The organism is Arthrobacter sp. TMS2-4, assembly GCF_054511075.1.
Map to the genome: position 1 here is coordinate 279,800 of NZ_JBTNDI010000002.1, position 20,704 is coordinate 300,503.

The window sequence follows — 20,704 nt, forward strand, 5'->3', positions numbered from 1 at the left end:
GGAGCCGGTAGATCCGGCGGGGCATAGATCAACCGTAGGTATGTCGGTTGCGCGAGCGCAACCAGCAGTAGGCTTCCGATATCGGATCGTTGTCCTTGAAATCCCGAGCGCTCGGCCGGAAAAATCGCGCTGCTTCAGCGATCAGTCGCAGGCTTGCAGGCCTTCGGCCGGCAGGAGGACGTCGGCGGGGTCCTGCACGGTCGGGGTGACATCGAGTACCGGCTCGGTCTCCTGCACCACCTTGGAGAAGTCCATCTCGAGCGTCACGGTCTCGCCGGGCCCGATCTCCGTGGTGAGGATGCCGACGGGCCGGTTGCCGTGCGCGAACGATCCGATCGGCACGTCCTCCCCGTCGATACGCGCCTGCTGCAGGAGGGACTGCGCGGGGCCGTAGCTCACGGTATTGGTCTTCACGCGTCCGGGGTCGACGCCGAACGCCCCGTCGCCGGTAACGTACGCCGGCAGGCTCGTCGCCGCGTCGGCGGGGGCGGTGTTGGTCAGCGTCACCTTCGCCGTGTACAGGGAGTAGCCGTCACCCGGGCAGCTCTTCACGAGCTGCACGGTCCGGCGCACGTAGTAGTCCATCTTCGCGCCGGTGCCGTCGTTGAAGTACACCCCGAAGGCAGCGCCACCGACCGTGGGGCCGAGAGCCGCACCCGCGAGACGGGTCCGGGCGAGAACGTCCTGCTCCTCGGCGGTGGCGGACCATACGTACAGGCGGCCCTGCTCGGCGCTGGTTGCCAGGGCGTCGACGAGCTGCGTACTGTCGCCCTGCATATCCGTGAGGGCGCCGAAGACCTTCGCTGCCACGGCGGCGAAGTAGGCGTCCTGCAGTTCCGGCTCCTCGATCTGGGCGTAGACGTCGGAGAGGAGGGTGGGCACCACGTTGGTGGCATCGAGTGCGGTGGGCAGGGAGGTCTGCGCGAGCAGGGCGTCGACGCCGGGATTGCCGACCTCGCCGAGTTCCACGGGTCCGGTGGCTTCGAGGATGGTGGCCAGCACCACGGGATCGAGGGCGATCACGCCGTCGATGGTGGAGCCCGGGCGGCGTTCCTCCCACATCTGCTTAGCGGTGGACGCTGCGGTGGGAAAATCCGGGGTGAGGTTCACGCTCTGCATGAACGTGGCCATCCGGTACGAGTAGATGTCCTCCTGCCCGGGGTCCACCGCGATGGCCGGATCGAACCGTCCCAGTTCGGAGGCGCTGCCCTGGTCGGTGAGGGAGATCCGCCCGTCGTCGACGGTGAGGACAGCCAGCGCGCCGGAGATGCCACCGGTCGCGCGTACCTCGGCGCTGTTCTGCACCAGCACCAGGTAATCGCGCGGTTCCTCGGCGCCTAGCATCGACGGCAGCAGCTCACCGGCGCGCGCCGCAGCGTTGATAGGTCCGCTCACGTCGCCGAGAGCCAGGACGGCGTCGTCCAGCGGGCCGGCGATCTGCGGCAGCAGCTCCGAGCGGTCGATGCCCTCGAGGCGGCCGTAGGACAGGTCGACGGTGGCGGCGGCGGCGGACAGCGTCGGTGCGATGTCCGCCAGGGGAGCGGTGTCGATGCGCCCGTCCACCGGGGTCAGGGCGTTCCAGTCCAGCACCGCGACCTTGTCGACCATCGGAGCGACGGCCCGGGTGATCACATCGTCTGCGGAGACGGTCACCTCCGACACGGCGCTGAAGTTCTGCCCGACGAAGGGGAGAAGGCCCGCGGCCTTCCACAGAGGGTCGGTGCCGGCCGCGCGTGCTGCCGTCGTGTGGTCCTGCAACTGCGCGGTGACGGCGCTGGCACGATCGGTATCGCGGTCGACGACGGCCGCCTGCAGCTCGGGGACGAGCGTCATGCTGCTCTCGAGGTTGCTGCGGATCTCCTGTGCGCGGAAGGCCAGCCACCCGCCCGCGACGACGAGAAGCACCAGCACCAGGGCGGCAATCCCGAGGAGAACCCGGCGGCGCCGCCGGCGGCTGTCCCTGCTCCCGGCGTCTCCAGCCTGGGTCCGCGCTGCGCCTGAGCGCGCTGATCGCGCATCCGTCGAGCGTCCGTCAATCATTCAAAGTCCTTTGTGCAAGGGGTGTTGGCACGCATCAGAAGGCGCCGTGGCGGCCGACGACGGCCTTGAAGGTTCGTAGCAGGATGGCCAGATCACCGAGGAACGACCAGTTCTCCACGTAATACAGATCGAGCCGCACGGTCTCGTCCCAGGAGAGCAGCGACCGACCGCTGACCTGCCAGAGACCCGTCATACCAGGACGGACCAGCAGCCGACGGTGGGCGCGGATGTCGTAGCGCTCCACCTCGGCGGCCAAGGGCGGTCGGGGACCTACGAGGGACATCGACCCGCCGAGCACGTTGAACAGCTGCGGCAGTTCATCAAGGCTGAACTTGCGGATGAACTGACCGACCCTGGTGATGCGGGGGTCATTCTTCAGTTTGAAAAGGACGTCGTTCCCCTCATGGTTGTCGCGGAGATGCTCCAGCCTGGCTTCGGCGTCGACCACCATGGACCGGAACTTGTACATCTCGAAACGTTCACCGGCTGTGCCCACGCGTTCCTGACGGAAAAGAACCGGACCGCGCGAGTCGAGCCGGACGAGCACCGCGACAAGGGCGAGCAGCGGCGACAGCGCGACAATGAGCAGGCTCGAGCCGAGGATGTCGGTGGTGCGTTTGACAAAGCGCTGGCCGTTCTCCAGGTTGGGCGTGGAGACGTGGATCAACGGGAGACCGGCTACCGGTCGGGTGTGGATACGGGGTCCGGCAACGTCCGTCAGCGCCGGTGCCATGATGAGGCGGATGTTGAGGTCAGCGAGTGCCCAGCCGAGGGCCCTGATAGTTTCGGGCGCCAATTGCATGCTGCTCGACAGGGCTACCGCGTCCGGGTTGAAGTTCTTGATATCGGAGATGATGTGATCTGCCTCGATGGCCCTTCCCACGACCGGCAGGTCGAGACTGGAGGTAGTACTTGCGCCGGACTCCACCCCGGGGAGGTAAGCGCCAATAGGGAGGTAACCGGCCATCGGCTGAGCCCTCAGGGAATCGGCCAAGTGTTGCACTCCACTGGAGCTGCCGATCACCAGGACCCGAAGGGAGCTCCTCCCGTATTCGCGTTCGATATGCAGGAATCGACGAACGATGATGCGGGACAGCAGCAGCATGATGAGACCCGCAGGCAGCGCTACACCCACGTAGCCGCGGGCGGTATCAAGCTGCAGTGCATAACTGACGATCGCGACTAGGCCGAAAAGAATCAGGGAGGCGCTGACCACCCGTTTGTATTCCTCCGTGCCGTGTCCCAGAACGGTCGCCTCGCGGCTGCCGCGCAGCGATAACATGAGCCACCAGCCCATCGCCAGCACGAGAGACACGATGACGTAGGGCTGGTCCCGCGCGTTCAGACGATCTGTCTCGGGGACGCCGAAACGGACAATCAGCGCCCCGACTGTCGCCCACAGGACGACTGCCGCGTCGACGACTGCCAGCCTGCGCCCATACCGCTGGGCCCACTTGTTGTTTACTTGTATTTCCGACACCAGTTCCCCATGCCCCCAAAGCAAGCCGCTGAGCAGCGACGTGTCGATTACTTGTTCTGAGACGAAATTCCGACAACGCGCTCATTAGGGTCACGGGAGGAGTCCCTAGACCTATGACGGGTGACCTGAGGCGCGTCATCCATGGGCGGTGTGACTGCCGAATCATACGAATAGTAGCTGTAGGCGTAAGCGTCAGGCCCCTTGCTCGGCAGAAGGTTAATGACGACACCGAGCAAATCCGCATCCACCATCTCGAGATTCGCAAGGGATTTTTGCAGGTCAGCCAGTTTCACCTTAGAGGATCCGATGACGAGCACCACGCCACCAACCTGCTGCGCGAGCACTGCAGCATCCGTCACGGGGAGCAGGGGAGGAGCATCGATGACCACGGCGTCGAACTTCTGCTCGAGGCGAGTGATCAGCTGCTTCATGGCATCGGAGCCGAGCAGTTCGCTCGGGTTCGGCGGGATCTGACCAGATGTGAGGATGTACAGCTCATCAGTACCCCAGGGCTGCAGGAGATCCTCGACATCGGCCCGGCCGATAAGGGCCGTGGTGAGACCTGCGTTGCGCTCGAGGCCGAGGTATTCGTCCACCCGAGGACGCCGGAGGTCAGCGTCTATGAGCACCACCGATTGGCCTGACTGAGCGATGGCAATCGCCAGATTTGTGGCCGTCGTGGTCTTGCCCTCGCCGGGAAGCGAAGAGGTGACCAGAACCGCCTTCGACTTTTGGCTGACGTGAGCGAATTGCAGATTGGTCCGGATCTGCCGGAAAGACTCGGCCCTAGGACTTTGGGCGGGCGCCTGGGTCAGCAAAGGCTTCTTCTGGGCGTCCGAATCGAAGGAGATGCCGCCGAGAAGGGGTGCGTCGCTGATCCGGCGAACATCCGATTCGCCGCGGACTCGTGTGTCGAGTGTTGTTCGCAGGACGGCGGCGGCTATCCCGAGCGCCAGGCCCACGAGAAGTCCCAGCGCGAGGTTGAGGCGCGTATTCGGTGCGGAGGGCTCGGACGGCGCTGATGCCGGAGTGATGACAGTGAGGTTTACGGGAGATGTGGCACCTTGACCAGTACTCTCAAGACCCTCGACGGACTGAACGAGGCTCTCTCCGGTCGCCTGCGCGATGGCTGCAGCCTGGACAGGCGACGTATCTTCAACCGTGATGGTAATGATGACCGTGTTGAGATCAGCGGTGGCGGTCACCTTTGCCGCTAGCTCCGCCGCCGTCGAGTCGAGTCCAAGCGACTCGATGACTGGCTGCAGTACCAAAGGCTCGGACACTGTCTGAACGTACGACTGAACCCGCGCTTGCGTGAAGGTGTTGCCCTGCTGCAAGTCCTGCACGCTGCCCGAACTTTGGGTCGCTACGAACAGCTTCGTTTCCGCGGTGTAGGTAGGGCGAACCGCAAACGATGCAAGGGCCCCCAGGATTAAGCCGGCAAGGGCACAGACGGTAATGAGCAGCCAGTTGCGCCGCAGGATCCGAAGGTAGTCACTCAGCTCCAAGGGAGGCCTCTCAAGATGCTTGTTGTGCTGCGGGCGTTAGGACGCCACCGCGGCCGATATCAAATGAAGCGGGTGCGCTAGTGCTTCAGCCGCGCACGCTGGACTGATTCGAGCGATACCAGTCGACTGTGTTCCTCACGCCCTCCTCAAGGCCGATTTTTGCCGTCCAACCTGCATCAGCCAACTTAGAGACGTCGAGAAGCTTCTGGGGCGTTCCGTCTGGCTTACTTGTATCCCAGTCCATAGTCCCGTTGTAGCCGACAGCAGAAGCGACGATCTCCGCTAGCGCTTTGATGGTGACGTCCGTTCCGGTACCCACGTTGACCTGCTCGGGTCCATCGTAGTTCTCAAGCAAGTGCAGGCAGGCTGCAGCCATGTCGTCCACGTGCAGGAACTCGCGACGAGGTGATCCAGTACCCCAATTCGTGACTGTGTCTACGCCGGCGTTGACGGCTTCGTCATACCGGCGAATGAGCGCCGGGAGCACGTGCGACCCCTCAGGAGAGAAGTTATCCCCCGGACCATAGAGATTGGTAGGCATTGCTGATATCCACGGCAGTCCGTACTGCCGGCGAACGGCCTGTACATGCATTATTCCAGCAATTTTCGCGATCGCATACGCGTCATTCGTAGGCTCTAGGTGTCCGGTGAGGAGCGATTCCTCACGAATGGGCTGGGGGGCAAGCTTGGGGTAGATGCATGAGGACCCGAGGAAGAGTACCCGCTCGACGTTCTGCTCTTGGGCCGCGTCGAGAACGTTTACCTGGATTTGAAGGTTCTCCGTGAGGAAATCCACCGGATAGGTGTTGTTGGCCATGATGCCGCCTACCTTCGCGGCGGCGAGTACCAGGTACCGGGGCTTTAGTCCGGCGAGGTATTCGGCGACCGCAGAGCGGTCCTTCAGATCCAGCTCTGATGAGGTCTGCCCGTGGAGGTTGGTGAATCCCTCTGACTCTAGCGTTCGCCAGATCGCCGACCCGACTAGTCCTCGGTGCCCTGCGACGTAAAAGGGCGCACTTCTATCGAGGGGACCGGCTTGAAATCCCATCATGTCAGTCACTCCAGCTTTCCAGTTCGACGGTGTCGATCCAGCGACGGCCCTCATGCTTAAGTGCCTCGAGATCGGCGTCGACCATGAGACGAGCGAGATCGGGCGTGTGAATCGTGGCCTTCCAGCCCAGCTTGTCTTGAGCCTTTGACGCGTCGCCGACGAGCGCGTCGACTTCCGTCGGTCGAAGGTATCGCTCGTCGAACTTGACGTGATCTTCCCAGTTCAGGCCGGCGTGTTCAAAGGAGATCTGGAGGAAGTCCCGGACCGTGTAGTTACCGCCCGTCGCAAGAACGAAGTCGTCGGGCTCGTCGGCCTGTAGCATGCGCCACATGCCCTCAACGTATTCCGCGGCGTACCCCCAGTCCCGCACTGCATCGAGGTTTCCCATGTGAAGGTGCTCCTGCTGGCCAGCCTTGATGGCGGCAACTGCCCGGGTGATTTTGCGAGTAACGAAGGTCTCGCCTCGGCGAGGAGACTCGTGGTTAAAGAGAATTCCGTTGACGGCATACATTCCATACGCTTCCCGGTAATTCTTCGTGATCCAGTAGCTGTAAACCTTGGCCGCGCCATAGGGAGAGCGCGGGTAGAAGGGAGTTTCTTCATTCTGGGGCGGTGGAGTAGCACCGAACATCTCAGACGACGACGCCTGATAAAACTTCGTCTCGATGCCTGCTAACCGTACGGCCTCCAAGAGGCGGACCGTGCCCATACCCGTGGTGTCTGCTGTGTGCTCGGGCTCGTCGAAGGAGACCCGCACATGAGATTGAGCAGCGAGGTTGTAGACCTCGTCGGGTCGGATGTCGGCGAGGAGGGTTACGAGGCGGGAGCCATCGCTCAAGTCACCGTAGTGAAGGAACAGTTTTGCGCTGGTGTCGTGCGGGTCGACGTAGAGGTGGTCGATACGGGCCGTGTTGAAGGTCGACGCCCGTCGGATCAGACCGTGAACTTCGTATCCCTTGCGGAGCAGCAGCTCAGCAAGATAAGAGCCGTCCTGGCCCGTGATTCCGGTAATTAGAGCGCGCTTATGCAACCCGAGTCCCCCTGTTCTGATTGGCCTCATGTCCTGTCGGCCACTTGAGCACCATTCTTGCTTGCTTGGAGCGTCTGCAGCCAAGCGCCGAAGGCCACTATAGCTGCGTCCTCCGACAAGGTAGCGCTGGCGTACATTTTGCCCGACTCGCCGAGCGACTTGGAGAGCGGATGATCCTCCCCGAGGAGTTCTGCGGCCTCGAGGAGGGCAGCGGGATGCTTAGGATCCACGCGTATCCCGCCACCAGACTTGCTGATCTCGCCTGCTGTCGTGCTGTCGGGATCGGTCGCAGCTATAACGGGAAGCCCCGTAGAGAAGTAGGACGTCAGCTTGCTCGGAACCGCAGTCTCACGGAGCCCGGGCATCTCATTAACCAGCAGGATGTCTGCGGCACCAAGGACGGCCTTGAAATCTTCATCGGGGAGCGGGTCGATAAATTGAATACGACCAATACCTGCCGCCAATGCTTCGACGTGCTGTCGCTGGTTGCCATCGCCCAAGAGTACGAAGAGAACTCGGGAGTCTCGCTGAGCCGCGAGGGCGGCAGCTCGGACGACATTCGCGAGCCCTTGTTTAGCGCCCATGTTGCCCGCGTGTAGGACGACGATGTCCTGATCCTGCCACCCCCATTTGGAACGGGTCCCCGAACGTTCAGTGGATGCGGAAGTGTCTAGATGGGTCCAATTGCGGATGACGGTCACATCTCGATTAGCGACGCCGAGACCTGACACGACGTAGTCCATAAAACGTTCGTGAATGACGCACACGCCCGTTGCGGAGCGGAAGACAAAGCCTTCGATCTTGCGCATCGCAGAAACAAACGGTGATTGTCCCTTGCTTATCTCATCGAGCCCTCGGCTGTAGATGTCCTGCACCCAAATGCCCGATGCTGGGCGGCGGAGGCCGAATCGAGTCCGTAAGAGCACAAGCGCGCTCGAGAACAGGGCGGGAGTAACGACCAGGACCACGTCCGGTCTATCCCAGCGAGCGAATAACAGGCGAAGCCCGAAGCTCAGTTCCAGGTGCATCCGTCGCAGAGCGCTTGGCTTCGCCGGCACATAATGGCGAAGACGCTTCACATGCACGTCTCGAATATTCTCGCTTGATTGCCAGCCGGAATAACCGGCCCTCAATCGCCACTCGGGGTAGTGTGGGAAGCCGACCAGTGCCTGCACGGTGTGTCCCTCCGCGGCCAGTCGCTCCGCCAGTCGAGTGACGTAAGGTGCGACCCCTGTTGACTCCGGCGTGTAGTTGAGGGCGAGTATTGAAACACGCAGCTTCCGATTCATCACGATTCCAAGGATAGACACGTACGAACGCCGCTCCCGCCACGTTCGCCACCAGCTCGAGAAGAATCGCACCTCGGCGGGCGACTCCCCGGCTCTCAGTGGAGACCAAGTCATTAGGGATCGTCGAATCCAGGCCTTCGTGCGTAGCCATCCACCCTGTCGCCGCAGGTCGACTTAGCGAGACTGGCCTTCTTCATAGGGATGACGCGCGGAGCGCGAGCGTTCGGGTCCCGCGCTGGACGAGTATGTTGGTCGAGTAGCCTTGTCACGACTACACGGATCGTGCAACGGTGCAACCAAAATCCGCGTTGCGAAGGTAGCAGGGGAGCCACTACTTCGACCGAGCTCAAGAATGCGAGGTTGAAGTTGAAGTCGCCTACGACCGGTAAGAATCTTGAGAGGTAAATGCTGTGACACATTTCCGCCGACTTTCGGAGTTCACCGGGTCTGGCTACGACAAGGGCCGCAGCAAGCTTGTACAAGCTGCGTGGGTGGCGGCTTCCTCGCTGGCAGTAGAACGCGTTTGGTGTCCACCGCGCGTTCGAGTCACCGTTCTGCGAGCGTTCGGCGCGGAGATCGGTGACGGAGTGCTTATTCGTCATGGTGTTCGTATTCACTGGCCTTGGAAGCTCATCATTCGAGATAATGCGTGGATCGGCGTCGGCGCATGGCTCCTTAACCTCGAGCAAATTACTATAGGGCAGGACGTCTGCATCTCGCAGGAAGCATTTCTATGTACGGGAAGCCACGACAAGGAATCTCGGGAGTTCAACTTCGACAATTCCCCGATCTCCATCGGGGACGGTGCCTGGATAGCCAGTCGAGCGACGGTGCTCCGCGGCGTAAACGTCGGTCGAGATGCTTTGGTGGGCGCATGCGCACTGGTCGTAAGTGATCTTCCCGACGGAGCGCGAGCGCTAGCTCCCGTTGCAGACATAACCCTTCGAAGTGTTGAACTATGAGAATTCTTCAAATAGTTAGTCTGATCACGCCAGACGGAGCATATGGTGGGCCAGTCCGTGTTGCAATCAACCAATCGCATGCGCTTGCCGAAGCTGGGCACCAGGTCGAGCTTGTGGCCGGCGCGCGGGGCTTCAGCGGTCAGAACCCGTCGCAAGTCATGGGTTTCCCCGTGCGGTTATTCACTGCTCTAACCGTGATACCTCGAGTCGGATTCGCAGGGCTTACCTCGATTTCGTTGTTGATTTGGCTAATAAAAAATATTCACCGGTTCGACATCATTCACATCCATCTGGCGCGCGACTTCATCACGCTGCCGTCAGCAGCCATCGCACGTGTCATGGGTATTTCGTATGTCGTTCAAACCCACGGCATGATTGATGCCTCGGTCCACCCCCTCGCCAGTCCTCTTGACAAGGTATTGACTCAGCCAGTGCTTCAAGCAGCAAGGCGCGTGCTGTACCTGACGGATCGCGAAGCTAGAGACCTTACTGACATATCTGAGCAACAACTCGCTCTCCACTACCTGCCCAATGGCGTGCCCTTTGCTGCACAGGTCGCTCGAGCAACGTCGCGCACGGAAGTGCTGTTCCTTGCTCGAATGCACCCCCGCAAGCGTCCTCTCCAATTTGTAGAGATGGCCATCAGGCTGAACCACCGATTTCCCGAGGTAAATTTTCGACTGGTTGGCCCCGACGAAGGGGAGGGAAAGGCTGTGCAGGAGGCGATCGAAAGGTCAGGCTTGGGCTGTGCGATCCGTTGGGAAGGGGCGCTCGATCCCTCGGCAACACTAGAACGCATGTCTCACAGCGACCTATACGTACTCCCATCGGTCGCTGAACCGTTCCCGATGTCAGTTCTGGAAGCAATGTCTCTCGGGCTCCCTGTTGTGGTTGGGAGTTCGTGCGGGCTGGCAAAACACGTACGCGCCAACGATTGCGGGTGTGTTTTCGATGAGAGTTTGGAAGGGCTCGTCGGAGCTGTAGCAGAATATTTGGCTGATCCAGAGAAACGCCGCGACTCGGGAGAAAGAGCCCGCAAGGCCGCGCAGAATGACTTCAGCATGATCAAAGTTGCCTTCGAACTCGAGCGAATATACCAAAGGTCAAGCGCTGTGCCCAAGCACACATCAGGAGGCCCGCTCGAATTGCTCCGGCGGCACAAGAAAGCAGAAACGGATTGAACCCTCAGAGGGGACTCATGACAAGTCCATCTAAAGTTGCGATTATCGAACCGAATTTTTCGGGTCACCGGCTATACTACGTCCGGTTACTTGTGGAGGAGGCTGCGCGGCGAGGTGACGAGGTACTCGTTCTACTATCCCGAGACGCCTCCGCCAGCGAAGAGTTCAGACACCACCTCAGTGACATTGAGGGATCGTACACCCTGCTCTCGCTCCCCTGCAGCGCGACGGAAATGAGCGTAAAGCGCTTGTGCGCGATAGCAAGCAATCTTCTGACAGACGTTCTGGTGGTGCCGGACGGGGACCGCGTCGCGCGTGCCATGGCGCTGTCGCCTCGGTGGAAGGGACCTGGACGGTTGTCCGTTCTCGTACTTCGAGAGAAAGCACAATCGGGGAGCTTCATGGGGAGAGCGCAGATAGTCAATGCGGCCAAGTGGTTGATTCACCGACGAGCTGATCGTGCCCCCGATGCAAAGGTTGTTCTGCTGAAAACCGCTCTATGGAACGGTCGATCTAAACTAGAAACTGCAAATGACCCAGTTACGATGTGCGCGACGTCGGCTTCAATAAAGCTTGTGAAGGAGGAGTTCGGACTAGATCCCTCGAGGCAATGGTTCTCGATTCTGGGTTTTGTCGATGAGCGTAAGAATGTTCCGCTGGTTGCACAAAGTCTCGCCCAGCTAGATGCTAAGCGAATCGGCTTTCTCATCGCGGGCCAGTGTTCGCCTGCAGTTCTCGCATCCGCAGGCCCCCTTCTAGACTCGTTGCGCGCCGCTGGAGCCGCGGTGATTCTCGTGAATAGGATGCTCAGCGACCTAGAACTCGATTCGGTCGTCGCGGCGGTGGACACAGTTATTATGGCGCACAGCAACGATGGTTCAAGCGGTTTATTTGGTAAGTCCGCAGCGGCAGGAACCCGAATAATTGCGGCCGGATCGAAGACACTAAGGCGGGATATCGCGGTCTATCCAAGCTTAGGAGAGTGGACGCCACTCGAAAGGACGGAGTTGAGTGCGGCACTGGGAAGATGTTTGACTGATCAGCACGCACGCGGTCCAATGGACTCGGGCACGGAGTCATTCACGAATCCATTGCTCAACGGTCGGAAGTCCTAGCTTGAAGCGCGCGAGCGCCAGCGGGGTTGGGAGCCAAGCCGTCTTACTAGCGCTGTCGACTGGGCTGGCGCAACTAGGAATTGCCGCCATATTCATCTTCGCTGCACGCGCTACTGATCCGGCGACTCTGGGGGTCGTCGTATCTGCGATGGCGATTGGAGCTACCCTCGCCGGCCTGGTGGACTTTGGTAGTAATAGCTTCTGGGTGCGTGAGATCGCCCAAGGCGTGATGCCTCTCCCTGAACTCGGTAAGCTGCTCCTTTCCAAGATCTTCATCGGGGTAGTGGTGGCCAGTTTTCTCACAGCGGGCCTGCTAGTCGTAGTAGGGACGAACTCGCTATTATGGTCAGCCGGCTTGCTTGGTCTTGCGACCATAATTGGGCAGTCTGCACAGACGCCGTTGCGCGGAGCGGCATTAGGACACCTGGCGTCTGCGGTGGTCGCGTTTGATCGCCTCATCGCCGTGATTACGTACATCGTTCTATCGTCTCTTGGCACTTCAGCCCCGCTCGCAGTTATCAGCGCTCTCGTACTTGGGCCAGTTGCATCCGCAATATTGGCTAGGTATTTGATACCAAAGTCAAACGCGCCGGAATATGCAGGCTTCCGCTTCCGTTGGCCGTGGGGCCGCTCGGCCAATTTTGGAGTTTCGGCGGGCTTTCTCTCGCTGCAAGGGCTGGACGTTACGATCTTGAGTGCAATGGCCGGGTCAGCAAGTGCGGGAGTCTATGGCGCCGTCAATAAGTGGATTCAGCCGGTTAGCATTTTGGCGGGAGCATTTGCATCCGCTTCTGCACCGTTCATAGCTCGTGCAGGCAATTTCCACGATTCTTTGAAGATACTACGGCAAGCTATCTGGATTCCAGTTGTAGCCATTACCGTTGCATGTTCGCTGGCCGTCTTATCACCATGGTTAGTAGATACGCTTCTAGGTGAAGCCTACCGGGACGCGAGTACAGTTCTGACTTTGCTGGCAATTGCTTGCATTCCGGGGGTGATGAATCAGCCACTCATGATCGGTTTACAATATCTGGGACGAGAGAAAGCCGTGGCTGTCGTTCTCTCTGCAGTCGTCATTCTGCAGCTTGTTCTAGTGACCATGTTGGCTCCGTCCTTCGGCGCCCTTTCCTGTGCGTTGGCTATACTGATGGTTCAACTGCTCCAACTCTTGGCTTTTGTTTCCCTCGCTGTGCGGGAGTCAAGACGACCGCGCAGCGCACCTGAGGTTACGCAACTCAGCGTCGAACAAGCCTGATACGGCCGCGTTGCCTTCAAGAGAGGATATCTATTTTGAAAAACGCTCTGCCGTTTGGTCGGTCGAATGCACCGCGAAGTGATGAAGTGTTGTGGATCACTAACTTCGCTGCACCTTATCGTCTCCCTGTGTGGGAAGCGCTAGCGGTGCGGTATCCGCTCGAAGTCGCACTCCTCGTTCAGCCGGACAGCTTCTACTTGGATGCGAAGAATCGAGGCGAGGAATGGTCTCCGGCCAGAGAGTCAGCGTTAGGCTACTCTATTGAAGTATTGGACTCGTACCGGGTTCCGAAAATCGCACGGTCGATTCATTTCTTGCGCCCTGTTAGAACTTGGAAGCGTTTCCCGGCAAGGGGCGCGGTCGTATTGGGAGGATGGGAAGAGCCGGCATACTGGCAGGCTTTGCTGGTTGCGAAGCTTAGGGGTGCAAGAACAGTGGGGTTCTACGAGTCAATTTCTCTATCTCAAACTCATCGGACCGGATTAATTGCTGCCGCCAGGAGCTTCTTTTTCAAGTCTCTAGATGCAGTGGTTGTTCCAGGGCCGGCAGCATCAGCAGCGATTCAGCAGATGGGTGTAAATCCGAGGAATATTTCTGAAGGTTTCAATGCGGTTGATGTCGCCGCTTTCGCGGAAGCACGTCGCTTAAGTGAGCGGTCGCATGACCTGCAGGGGCACAGATTCATTTACGTTGGCCGTTTAATCGGGCTTAAAAATATTGCGTCCATCGTCCGAGCATTCGCGCTCATTGCATCACTCGATGACACACTCACGGTCGTCGGAGGTGGAGAGCAACACGATGAACTAGTTGACCTGGTGGAAAGCTTGAGTTTAGGCGGTCAAGTATTCTTCTTGGGTCCGGTCCCGTACTCTGATTTACCTGGGGTGATTGCGCAGTACGACACTCTGGTGCTTGCATCTTTGACAGAGGTCTGGGGTCTCGTGGTAAATGAAGCTCTTGCGGCAGGGCTGCACTGCGTCGTGGGGCGCCGCTGCGGGGTTGCCGCGTCAGTCAGGCATATGCGAGGGGTCTACATCGTGGACCACGGTATCGATGAACTTGCATCCGGCATGTCGGTGAGTCGCGGTAACTGGACGGGGCCGATTGCGCAACCGGAAATACTAGAGAAAACGCCGGAGTCATTTGCGCTTGTATTCGCCGACGCGATCCACCCAATTGAACGTTGAACAAGGCACGGGGAGGGCGGGGCCGAGGAAGCTACCTGACGGCTCGCGAGCTGTCGGTTGAGAGACATTATCGCCGAAGCCTAACTAGGTTCGAAGGGGAAGTTGTGCGGACTTGAGACCCGTCTCGGGGAATCGGTCGATCGGGGCAGGATCGCTCAGCGTGTCACAATGCGATTAGGCTGGCCGTGAGAGGTTAGCCGAAACCGGTCTCCGTGTTCGCCTTGTCCGATTTGGCGGAACATTTGAAGCAGTCCTTGGACGCAATGTTAAAATGGGCGCGTGTGGCCGACGAGAGCTCATTTGATCCATTTGGTGTTGAATTTCCTGGGCACGAATTTGCTGGCGTTAGACGGCTCTTCACGAACGAGGGTTTAGTCGTCTGAGCACCCAGGCCCCCAGAGCCGATGATGGAAATGCGCACGTTGATACTCCTCAATCAGAGGAACGATCCTTAGCCCGCGCTCGTGGGGCCTGAGAAACTCGCGGTGAAGGCAGGCTGGGAAGAACTGAATAGCTGGTGAACCTACGGAGTCCTGTGCCGTTGCCAGCGGGAAACCAGCACCCACGCCGCGAGGGCACCGCACGCTGCCCCGAGGGTATTGGCAAACATGTCCCACGGCGTCGCAAAGCGCTGCGGGAGCAGGAGGAGTTGCGTGAGCTCGATCAGGATGGACAACACCAGCCCGGCGAGCGGTCCAGCCCAGCGCCAGCCCCGCGGCGCGAGGAAGAACCAGAACAGGCCAAACGGAACGAACATAAGCACGTTTGCCAGGGACTCCACCATGCCGTAGGAGAAGAAGGCCGGCGCTCCATGCTCGTGCAGAAACGCCAGCAGGCGGCGGAGCGTGCCGCCGCCGGCGCGGTCCACCGGCGTCGGCCACAGCACAATCAGCGCGACAGCGAGGAGCCACACTGCGCACAGTGCGGCGGCCACGGTTCGGTCTCGATCGGAGGGGAGCGGCGCAGTTCGCAGAGTGGGTCCTCAAGGGTTGGGCTGGACGGCGGGCGACCGAGTTGCTCCAGTATGGCCGAGGACCGGGGGAGGGGCGCCCCCGGTCCTGTAGGATGGAACGCGATGCCTAGGCGAGGGAGCGGGCCGGACTGCATGATTTCCGGCCGTACTCCGTGATCGACGGTGGCTAGCACCTTGACTGGTTTCTAGACGACTGCCCCACTCGCGTGTTCCTTCCGCCCGGCTGTTGTCCCAGTGCTCCCGCAACCGTGCGACGAGCCGCAATCGTTTCAGGAGAAGCCATGTCCGAGCAGAAGCTCGCAGCACACGTCCGCACCGAGTTCGGCAAGGGCTCTGCCCGCCAGGCCCGCCGCGCCAACATGATCCCCGCCGTCATCTACGGCCACGGTGCCGATCCCATCCACGTCCTCCTGCCCGCCAAGGCCACCACCCTGGCCGTCCGGACGCCCAATGCCCTGCTCTCGCTGGACATCGCGGGCGAGAACCACCTGGCCCTCGTCAAGGACATCCAGCGCAACCAGCTCAAGCGCATCGTCGAGCACCTCGACCTCCTGACTGTCCGCCGCGGCGAGAAGGTCCAGGTGGACGTCACCATCCACGTCGAAGGCGAGCCAGTCCCCGACGTCGTCTTCAACCTCGAGGCCACCACGGTCCTCGTCGAGGCCGAAGCCACCCACCTGCCCGAGACCCTCACCGTCAGCATCGACGGGCACGACATCGGCGAGCACGTCCATGCCTCGGACATCGTGCTCCCTGCGGGTGTCACGCTCCTCACGGATCCCGAGACCCTCGTGGTCAACCTCATGGCACCCACGGTCCAGGACCTGGGCGAGACCGAGGAGACCGACGTCGACACCGAGGCCACCGCCGAAGGCGCCACCGCTGGCGACGCCGACGCGGACGCCGTCGTCACCGACGCCGACGAGAAGTAAGTAATCATCGGTGTCCTCTGACACCTGGCTCGTAGTCGGGCTCGGGAACCCCGGGCCCGGCTATGCCGGCAACCGCCACAACGTGGGCCAGATGGTCCTCGACCTCCTGGCTTCCCGCATGAGCGGACGCTTCACGTCCTCGAAGGCACAGGCCGTCACCCTCGAAGGACGTCTCGGGATCGGCGGTCCCCGCCTCGTCTTGGCGAAACCGCTCACCTACATGAACATCACGGGCGGCCCGGTCTCCACGCTGGCTCGCTTCCACGACGTCGCGCCCGATCATGTGATCGCCGTGCACGACGAGATCGACATCCCATTCAACACGCTCAAGCTCAAGCTCGGCGGTGGCGAGGGTGGTCACAACGGCCTCCGCGACATCAGCAAGGCCCTCGGCACCAAGGACTACTACCGGGTGCGTGTCGGCGTGGGGCGTCCGCCGGGGCGCCAGGATGCTGCGGACTTCGTGCTGAAGGACTTCGGCACGGTAGAGAAGAAGGAACTGCCGTTCCTGCTCGACGATGCGGCGGATGCCGTCGAACTCCTCATCCGTGACGGCCTGCTTGAAGCGCAACAAGAGTTCCACGCCCAGAAATAGCTGTGCCGGGGAGAGCAAGCCGATATTCCTTAGGATTGACGGCAACCGCCACGGATTCGCACGTACACCGCGGCCGACCACAACACCCTCGTTCGTGAAGAGCCGCTACACCGTGCCCGGCGGACCCTGCACACGGGCGCCGACCTGCTCACCGAGAAACGGAACACGCGGCTGAGGGCCGTCTTCGCGACCGAGGAACACCTCGAGGTCGAGGAGACCCGGGGCATCTACAAGCGAATAGTTGCCGCTCACCGCGAACCAAACAAGGCCCGCGGTAAGGAATTGATGCAGGCCGTCATCGACGCGTTTACCAGCGGCGTTCCTGCCGCACTGACCGAGATCCGCCGGCTCGGACGGACCCTGAAGTAGCGGGCCGCGGATGTCCTCGTGTTCTTCGCCCCCCCCGCCCCCCGGCACCTTGAATGGTCCCACCGAGACAATCAATGGGCGACTCGAACACCTTCGCGGCTCAGCCCTCGGATTCCGGAACCCTCACCAACTACATCGCGCGCAGCCTGCTCGAATCAGGCGGATTCAGACCTGCGCTACACCCTCGTTCGTGGAGAGCCCCTTAACCCCGTTCATCTGCGAAGAGCCCTAGTGTCGGTGTCGGTGCTGGGCTCGTGCGGTGCTGTGGTTATCCCCATGAGGTGATCGTACCTACCAAAAATTCAGGTCACTGCCGCAGCGCCGTAGCTCTCCGGGGGGCAGGCGCTATGGCAGTCTCGCCCGGCATAGGAGGCGCATGGCCCGCAGGCGGAGCGGCGAGCAGGTAAATCAGCCCCACCAGGACGAACACGAACGTCGAGTCGCCGGCAGGCTGAGACAGCAGCAGCGTGACAAAGATGAGCATGATTGGGGCCACGGTAACGTGTTTTGCCTGATGCCCAATTGCTGGCAGAACTAGTGCGGCAACTACCAGCAAGCTGAAGGGTAACCCGAGCGGTGCTATGACAGCGATGAGGTTGATCGAGTCTTGAACTCCAGTTGGGGCCCCACCAAAAGGAGCCTCAGTGAGAGCCCTTACGCCCGCCGAGGTAGCAATGGCTCTCTCACTCAACGACACGGAGTTCAAGGAACCCTTCGCCTCTAGGCCCAGAATTGGAGCGTATATAGCTACCCACGCGGCGCCCGCCAAGAGCGCTGCTTTGAATAGGAACCCGATGTAGTGCGTGAATAGGTCACCACCGCGGGGTTTCCGCATGATCCAAGCGATTAGTAGGACGACGGCGAAGGCACCAAACCCAGCCGTCGACAATGTGCCAAGGAGCCCCGCGACTAGAATAAGCTGGCCAAGCCGCCGAGGCTTGCCGACTCGAGGCCATAGAAGTAACGCCAGGCCGCAGTAGAGCGCCATCCAGCCGGGCTCACGGCCAAGTCCTGTAAAACGTGGCATTCTCGTGTCGAGAACATTGAGCACGCCGTAGCTTGGCGTGAACGGGAAGAAGATAGTGCCGATTCCGGTGCCATTTAAGCTGATGGGGAACGTTGTTATGGGAAGAGCCCCAACCCCGAGCGCCGCCCAGACCATGAGAGTGACGACGTAGGACGCGCTCAGCGCCAAGATGACGTAAACGAAGCCCTTACCGATCGCGCGTCGCCTTATCGGGCTAGCTAGGACAAACCCAGTCGCTGCGGTGGTGACCGCCGTAGTGAAAGTCCCACTAACAATCTGGCTAACGGCCACGGTCCCGAAAATCGTGGTATGAACCAGCAACCAGAGGTAGATGGCACCAACGCATAGGGAAACTATGACGTACGGGCGTGGCAGGCGCAGCCGCCCATTACTGCCCGCGAATGCGATCACCGCGGCCGTGAGACAAAGGGCCGAACCAACTACGGCGTAGTGCACGCTCAAAACGTTTGGGCGGAGAAACGGCAGCGAAGCGAGAACGAGTGCCGTCGATACTGCATCCGGTTTCTTCGCCGCCACCATGAGCAGCGCCAGCCCAGCAAAGACGAGGGGAACAATCAAGGGCCAGCGCACCGCAACCAGTACGGCAACGGCAGTCAACCCAATCCCGACGCCGTACCACCAGAGAGTATTTCGCACCCGCACGATACTACCCGGCCTTACGGGCGTTCAAGTCGTCCTGTAGCCTATTAGGGAAGCTGTCGTGCGATGCAGAAGGATTCCAGCCAACGACTCCGGACGCCCCTCTGTCCTCGCCATTGTGCACGGCTTGGTCACCACAACCTTGAAGGCGAGCAACGCATCCGTCACGGCGCATCATCATTCCGACGTTACTAAGGGACCTAACTTGCCCAACTCGAATAAGGCAAGGGATTCGTGGCTTGACTTCTTGCGGGGTCTCGCGATTTTTCTTGTGATAGCAGACCATAGCGCAATAGCAACTGCAGAGCGGCTCGGTGCCGCACCGGGAGTGGTCGAAGCGCTAAACGACGCCGCGAATCCGTTCCGCATGGCGACGCTAATATTCGTATCAGGCATGCTCCTCCCACGGTCGTTGCAAAAACCAAAAGGGCAGTATCTGTGGGGGAAGATCGCAAACATCGCGTGGCCGTATCTTTTCTGGTCCTGCGCCATCCTCGGCGTCTATGCGGCGGGCTACGCACTTCAAGGCAGCGAACCATTAGAGGCGGGAATATTCCTGCGCATCTTTTACTCGCCCCCCACGATGCTGTGGTATTTGGCCTATCTGTTCGCCTTCTACGTGGTAACGCTGTGGCTGAATGCAACGGTGAAGGCGCTGCTGATCCCAGCAAGCATGCTCGTGTCTTTCTTGGCGGCGGGAGACGGCTCCTGGCAAAGTATGTTTTACCTATTTGGCTTCTTCCTCATTGGAGATTTAGCTTCCCGGCACCGCGCGAAGTGGGAGCCGCTGACTAGGAGACCAGAACTAACTTCCCTTGGGGCTGGCTTCGCTTTACTAGCGGCCGTTGCATCCGTAGTCGGAGTTGAAGTGCGGTATCAACCGGCTTGGGCCGTGGCGGTTCCAGGCGGGATATTCGCAGTCGTCCCATTAGCGAAAGCTCTCGCTGAGACCCGGCTGGGGAGGGTCCTCGCTGGCGAGGGCTCGGACTCAATTGTGTACTACGTCACGCACGGACTCGTCATTCTCATCCTCTCTGAGGCCTTGGTGAGGGGTGGAATGTCGAACGCTTGGGTTGTCTACTGTGTGTGCCTAGTCTCGGCGCTTGTAGTTGGCTGGACCGCTTTGCGCTTCGGCCATCGCAGCCCCGCCCTCGACGCTACATTCAGACTTCCACCCCTCCGGGTGAAGGCCTCGCGTATTCGGCGGGCCCGGCCATGAATTCGGCCGACGGTGCAGTAGCCTGAGCCGGTGAACATCACTGCCGTGCAAAAGCATCTCATGGTCCGTAATTCCGGACGCCCCTTCACCCCCTCGCCGCTTCGGACGGCTCGCTTGATTTTGGCTACGAAAGCATGGAACACGTTAGTCACCAGGAATTTCAAGATTGCGACCACGGGCCGGTTGGACCTGAGCCAAGAAGGCGTCAATCGGTTTGGGACTGCGTTCTACGGGTTCGCGGACGGCAGTGAGAAGTCTCTGATTCGCGTCCGAGGGCACCTCGAATTTCAGGGGTCCATCACCGTGGCAGCCGGAGCTCGTTGGGACATTGGCCCGGACGCAACCGTAACAATTGGTCCGAGGACCTACTTCTCACCGGACACGATGCTCGTCGCCATGCACAGAGTCAGCGTTGGATCCGACTGCGCCATCGGGTGGGGCGTGCAGATCTTGGACGCTGACTTCCACGCTCACGGACAGCAGAGCGAGCTCGGCGAGGCAAGCGCCAGTGATTACGTTGCGCCCGTCCAAATCGGCGACCACGTCTGGATAGGAAGCCACGCCAAGATCTACAAGGGCGTCACAGTCGCAGGGGGATGCATTGTGGCGGGCAACGCTACCGTGACCAGATCGGTTACCCAGCCGAACAGTTTGATCGCAGGAAGCCCCGCCCGCGTAGTCAGGAGTAACGTCGAATGGAAGTGAAGCCTCGATATAAATCCGGCTTAGTATAGGGAAGCTTGCTTCCGCGGAGGTTCGGCCGGTGCACAGGGCTCTACTCCCGGTGCATAGTCCGGCCCGTTGCTGTGAAAGTCGCTGCTGCATCCTCAT

At 60.5% G+C, this 20,704-nt stretch carries 15 protein-coding genes and 1 pseudogene; 8 read left to right on the forward strand and 8 right to left on the reverse strand.

Annotation, left to right across the window (positions count from 1 at the left end; translation table 11 throughout):
- Positions 1-141: 141 nt before the first annotated feature.
- The 6 genes from ACX80F_RS04485 to ACX80F_RS04510 all read right to left on the reverse strand — a co-directional run bounded on the left by ACX80F_RS04485 (position 142) and on the right by ACX80F_RS04510 (position 8,398).
- The gene (locus ACX80F_RS04485) at positions 142-2,040 is read right to left on the reverse strand and encodes a DUF4012 domain-containing protein (protein WP_459335182.1); all 1,899 of its coding nucleotides are present in this window, start codon (positions 2,038-2,040) and stop codon (positions 142-144) included.
- A 34-nt stretch (positions 2,041-2,074) separates the two neighbouring features.
- On the reverse strand, positions 2,075-3,520 hold the full coding sequence (locus tag ACX80F_RS04490) for a sugar transferase (protein WP_459335183.1): 1,446 nt from the start codon (positions 3,518-3,520) through the stop codon (positions 2,075-2,077).
- A gap of 47 nt (positions 3,521-3,567) precedes the next feature.
- A complete protein-coding gene (locus tag ACX80F_RS04495) occupies positions 3,568-5,028 on the reverse strand; it encodes a tyrosine-protein kinase domain-containing protein (protein WP_459335184.1) in 1,461 nt (486 codons plus the stop codon).
- An 85-nt stretch (positions 5,029-5,113) separates the two neighbouring features.
- A complete protein-coding gene (locus ACX80F_RS04500) occupies positions 5,114-6,079 on the reverse strand; it encodes a GDP-L-fucose synthase family protein (RefSeq protein WP_459335367.1) in 966 nt (321 codons plus the stop codon).
- 1 nt (position 6,080) lies between these two features.
- Positions 6,081-7,109, reverse strand: coding sequence for a GDP-mannose 4,6-dehydratase (gmd, locus tag ACX80F_RS04505; RefSeq protein ID WP_459335368.1), 1,029 nt, complete (start codon positions 7,107-7,109; stop codon positions 6,081-6,083).
- 26 nt (positions 7,110-7,135) lie between these two features.
- Positions 7,136-8,398, reverse strand: coding sequence for a glycosyltransferase family 4 protein (locus ACX80F_RS04510; RefSeq protein ID WP_459335369.1), 1,263 nt, complete (start codon positions 8,396-8,398; stop codon positions 7,136-7,138).
- A gap of 958 nt (positions 8,399-9,356) precedes the next feature.
- Here ACX80F_RS04510 and ACX80F_RS04515 point away from each other — a divergent pair.
- The 3 genes from ACX80F_RS04515 (at position 9,357) to ACX80F_RS04525 (ending at position 14,098) form a co-directional block, all read left to right on the forward strand.
- Entirely contained in the window at positions 9,357-10,541 is a 1,185-nt protein-coding gene (locus ACX80F_RS04515) for a glycosyltransferase (RefSeq protein ID WP_459335185.1), read from the forward strand.
- A 1,116-nt stretch (positions 10,542-11,657) separates the two neighbouring features.
- Positions 11,658-12,911 (forward strand): lipopolysaccharide biosynthesis protein, encoded by a 1,254-nt coding sequence (locus ACX80F_RS04520; protein WP_459335186.1) that lies wholly within the window; start codon positions 11,658-11,660, stop codon positions 12,909-12,911.
- Positions 12,912-12,946: 35 nt separating this feature from the next.
- Positions 12,947-14,098 (forward strand): glycosyltransferase, encoded by a 1,152-nt coding sequence (locus tag ACX80F_RS04525; protein ID WP_459335187.1) that lies wholly within the window; start codon positions 12,947-12,949, stop codon positions 14,096-14,098.
- Positions 14,099-14,621: 523 nt separating this feature from the next.
- On the opposite strand, the gene ACX80F_RS04530 is transcribed toward ACX80F_RS04525, so the two are convergent.
- A complete protein-coding gene (locus tag ACX80F_RS04530; protein WP_459335188.1) occupies positions 14,622-15,032 on the reverse strand; it encodes a VanZ family protein in 411 nt (136 codons plus the stop codon).
- 320 nt (positions 15,033-15,352) lie between these two features.
- On the opposite strand from ACX80F_RS04530, the gene ACX80F_RS04535 reads away from it, so the two are divergent.
- From ACX80F_RS04535 to ACX80F_RS04545, 3 genes and pseudogenes are all read left to right on the forward strand, one after another.
- Positions 15,353-16,003, forward strand: coding sequence for a 50S ribosomal protein L25/general stress protein Ctc (locus ACX80F_RS04535; RefSeq protein ID WP_459335189.1), 651 nt, complete (start codon positions 15,353-15,355; stop codon positions 16,001-16,003).
- Between the two features lie 10 nt (positions 16,004-16,013).
- Positions 16,014-16,598, forward strand: coding sequence for an aminoacyl-tRNA hydrolase (gene pth / locus ACX80F_RS04540; protein WP_459335190.1), 585 nt, complete (start codon positions 16,014-16,016; stop codon positions 16,596-16,598).
- A 99-nt stretch (positions 16,599-16,697) separates the two neighbouring features.
- Positions 16,698-17,173, forward strand: a pseudogene (locus ACX80F_RS04545) (transposase); the annotation flags it as partial.
- A 101-nt stretch (positions 17,174-17,274) separates the two neighbouring features.
- Here ACX80F_RS04545 and ACX80F_RS04550 read toward each other — a convergent pair.
- Positions 17,275-18,651 carry a hypothetical protein gene (locus ACX80F_RS04550; RefSeq protein WP_459335191.1) on the reverse strand — a complete coding sequence of 459 codons (1,377 nt, stop codon included), beginning with the start codon at positions 18,649-18,651 and terminating at the stop codon, positions 17,275-17,277.
- Positions 18,652-18,859: 208 nt separating this feature from the next.
- Between ACX80F_RS04550 and ACX80F_RS04555 the strand changes: the two genes are divergently transcribed.
- Together ACX80F_RS04555 and ACX80F_RS04560 are read left to right on the forward strand one after the other, a co-directional pair.
- Entirely contained in the window at positions 18,860-19,873 is a 1,014-nt protein-coding gene (locus tag ACX80F_RS04555) for an acyltransferase family protein (protein WP_459335192.1), read from the forward strand.
- Between the two features lie 30 nt (positions 19,874-19,903).
- Positions 19,904-20,578, forward strand: a complete 675-nt coding sequence (locus ACX80F_RS04560) for an acyltransferase (RefSeq protein ID WP_459335193.1) — start codon at positions 19,904-19,906, stop codon at positions 20,576-20,578.
- Positions 20,579-20,704: the final 126 nt, after the last annotated feature.

Bases quoted from the DNA above. Each gene is read 5' to 3' on its own strand.
- ACX80F_RS04485 (WP_459335182.1), bottom strand. From the start codon at position 2,040: ATGATTGACGGACGCTCGACGGATGCGCGATCAGCGCGCTCAGGCGCA.
- ACX80F_RS04500 (WP_459335367.1), bottom strand. From the start codon at position 6,079: ATGATGGGATTTCAAGCCGGTCCCCTCGATAGAAGTGCGCCCTTTTAC.
- ACX80F_RS04510 (WP_459335369.1), bottom strand. From the start codon at position 8,398: ATGAATCGGAAGCTGCGTGTTTCAATACTCGCCCTCAACTACACGCCG.
- ACX80F_RS04515 (WP_459335185.1), top strand. From the start codon at position 9,357: ATGAGAATTCTTCAAATAGTTAGTCTGATCACGCCAGACGGAGCATAT.
- ACX80F_RS04535 (WP_459335189.1), top strand. From the start codon at position 15,353: ATGTCCGAGCAGAAGCTCGCAGCACACGTCCGCACCGAGTTCGGCAAG.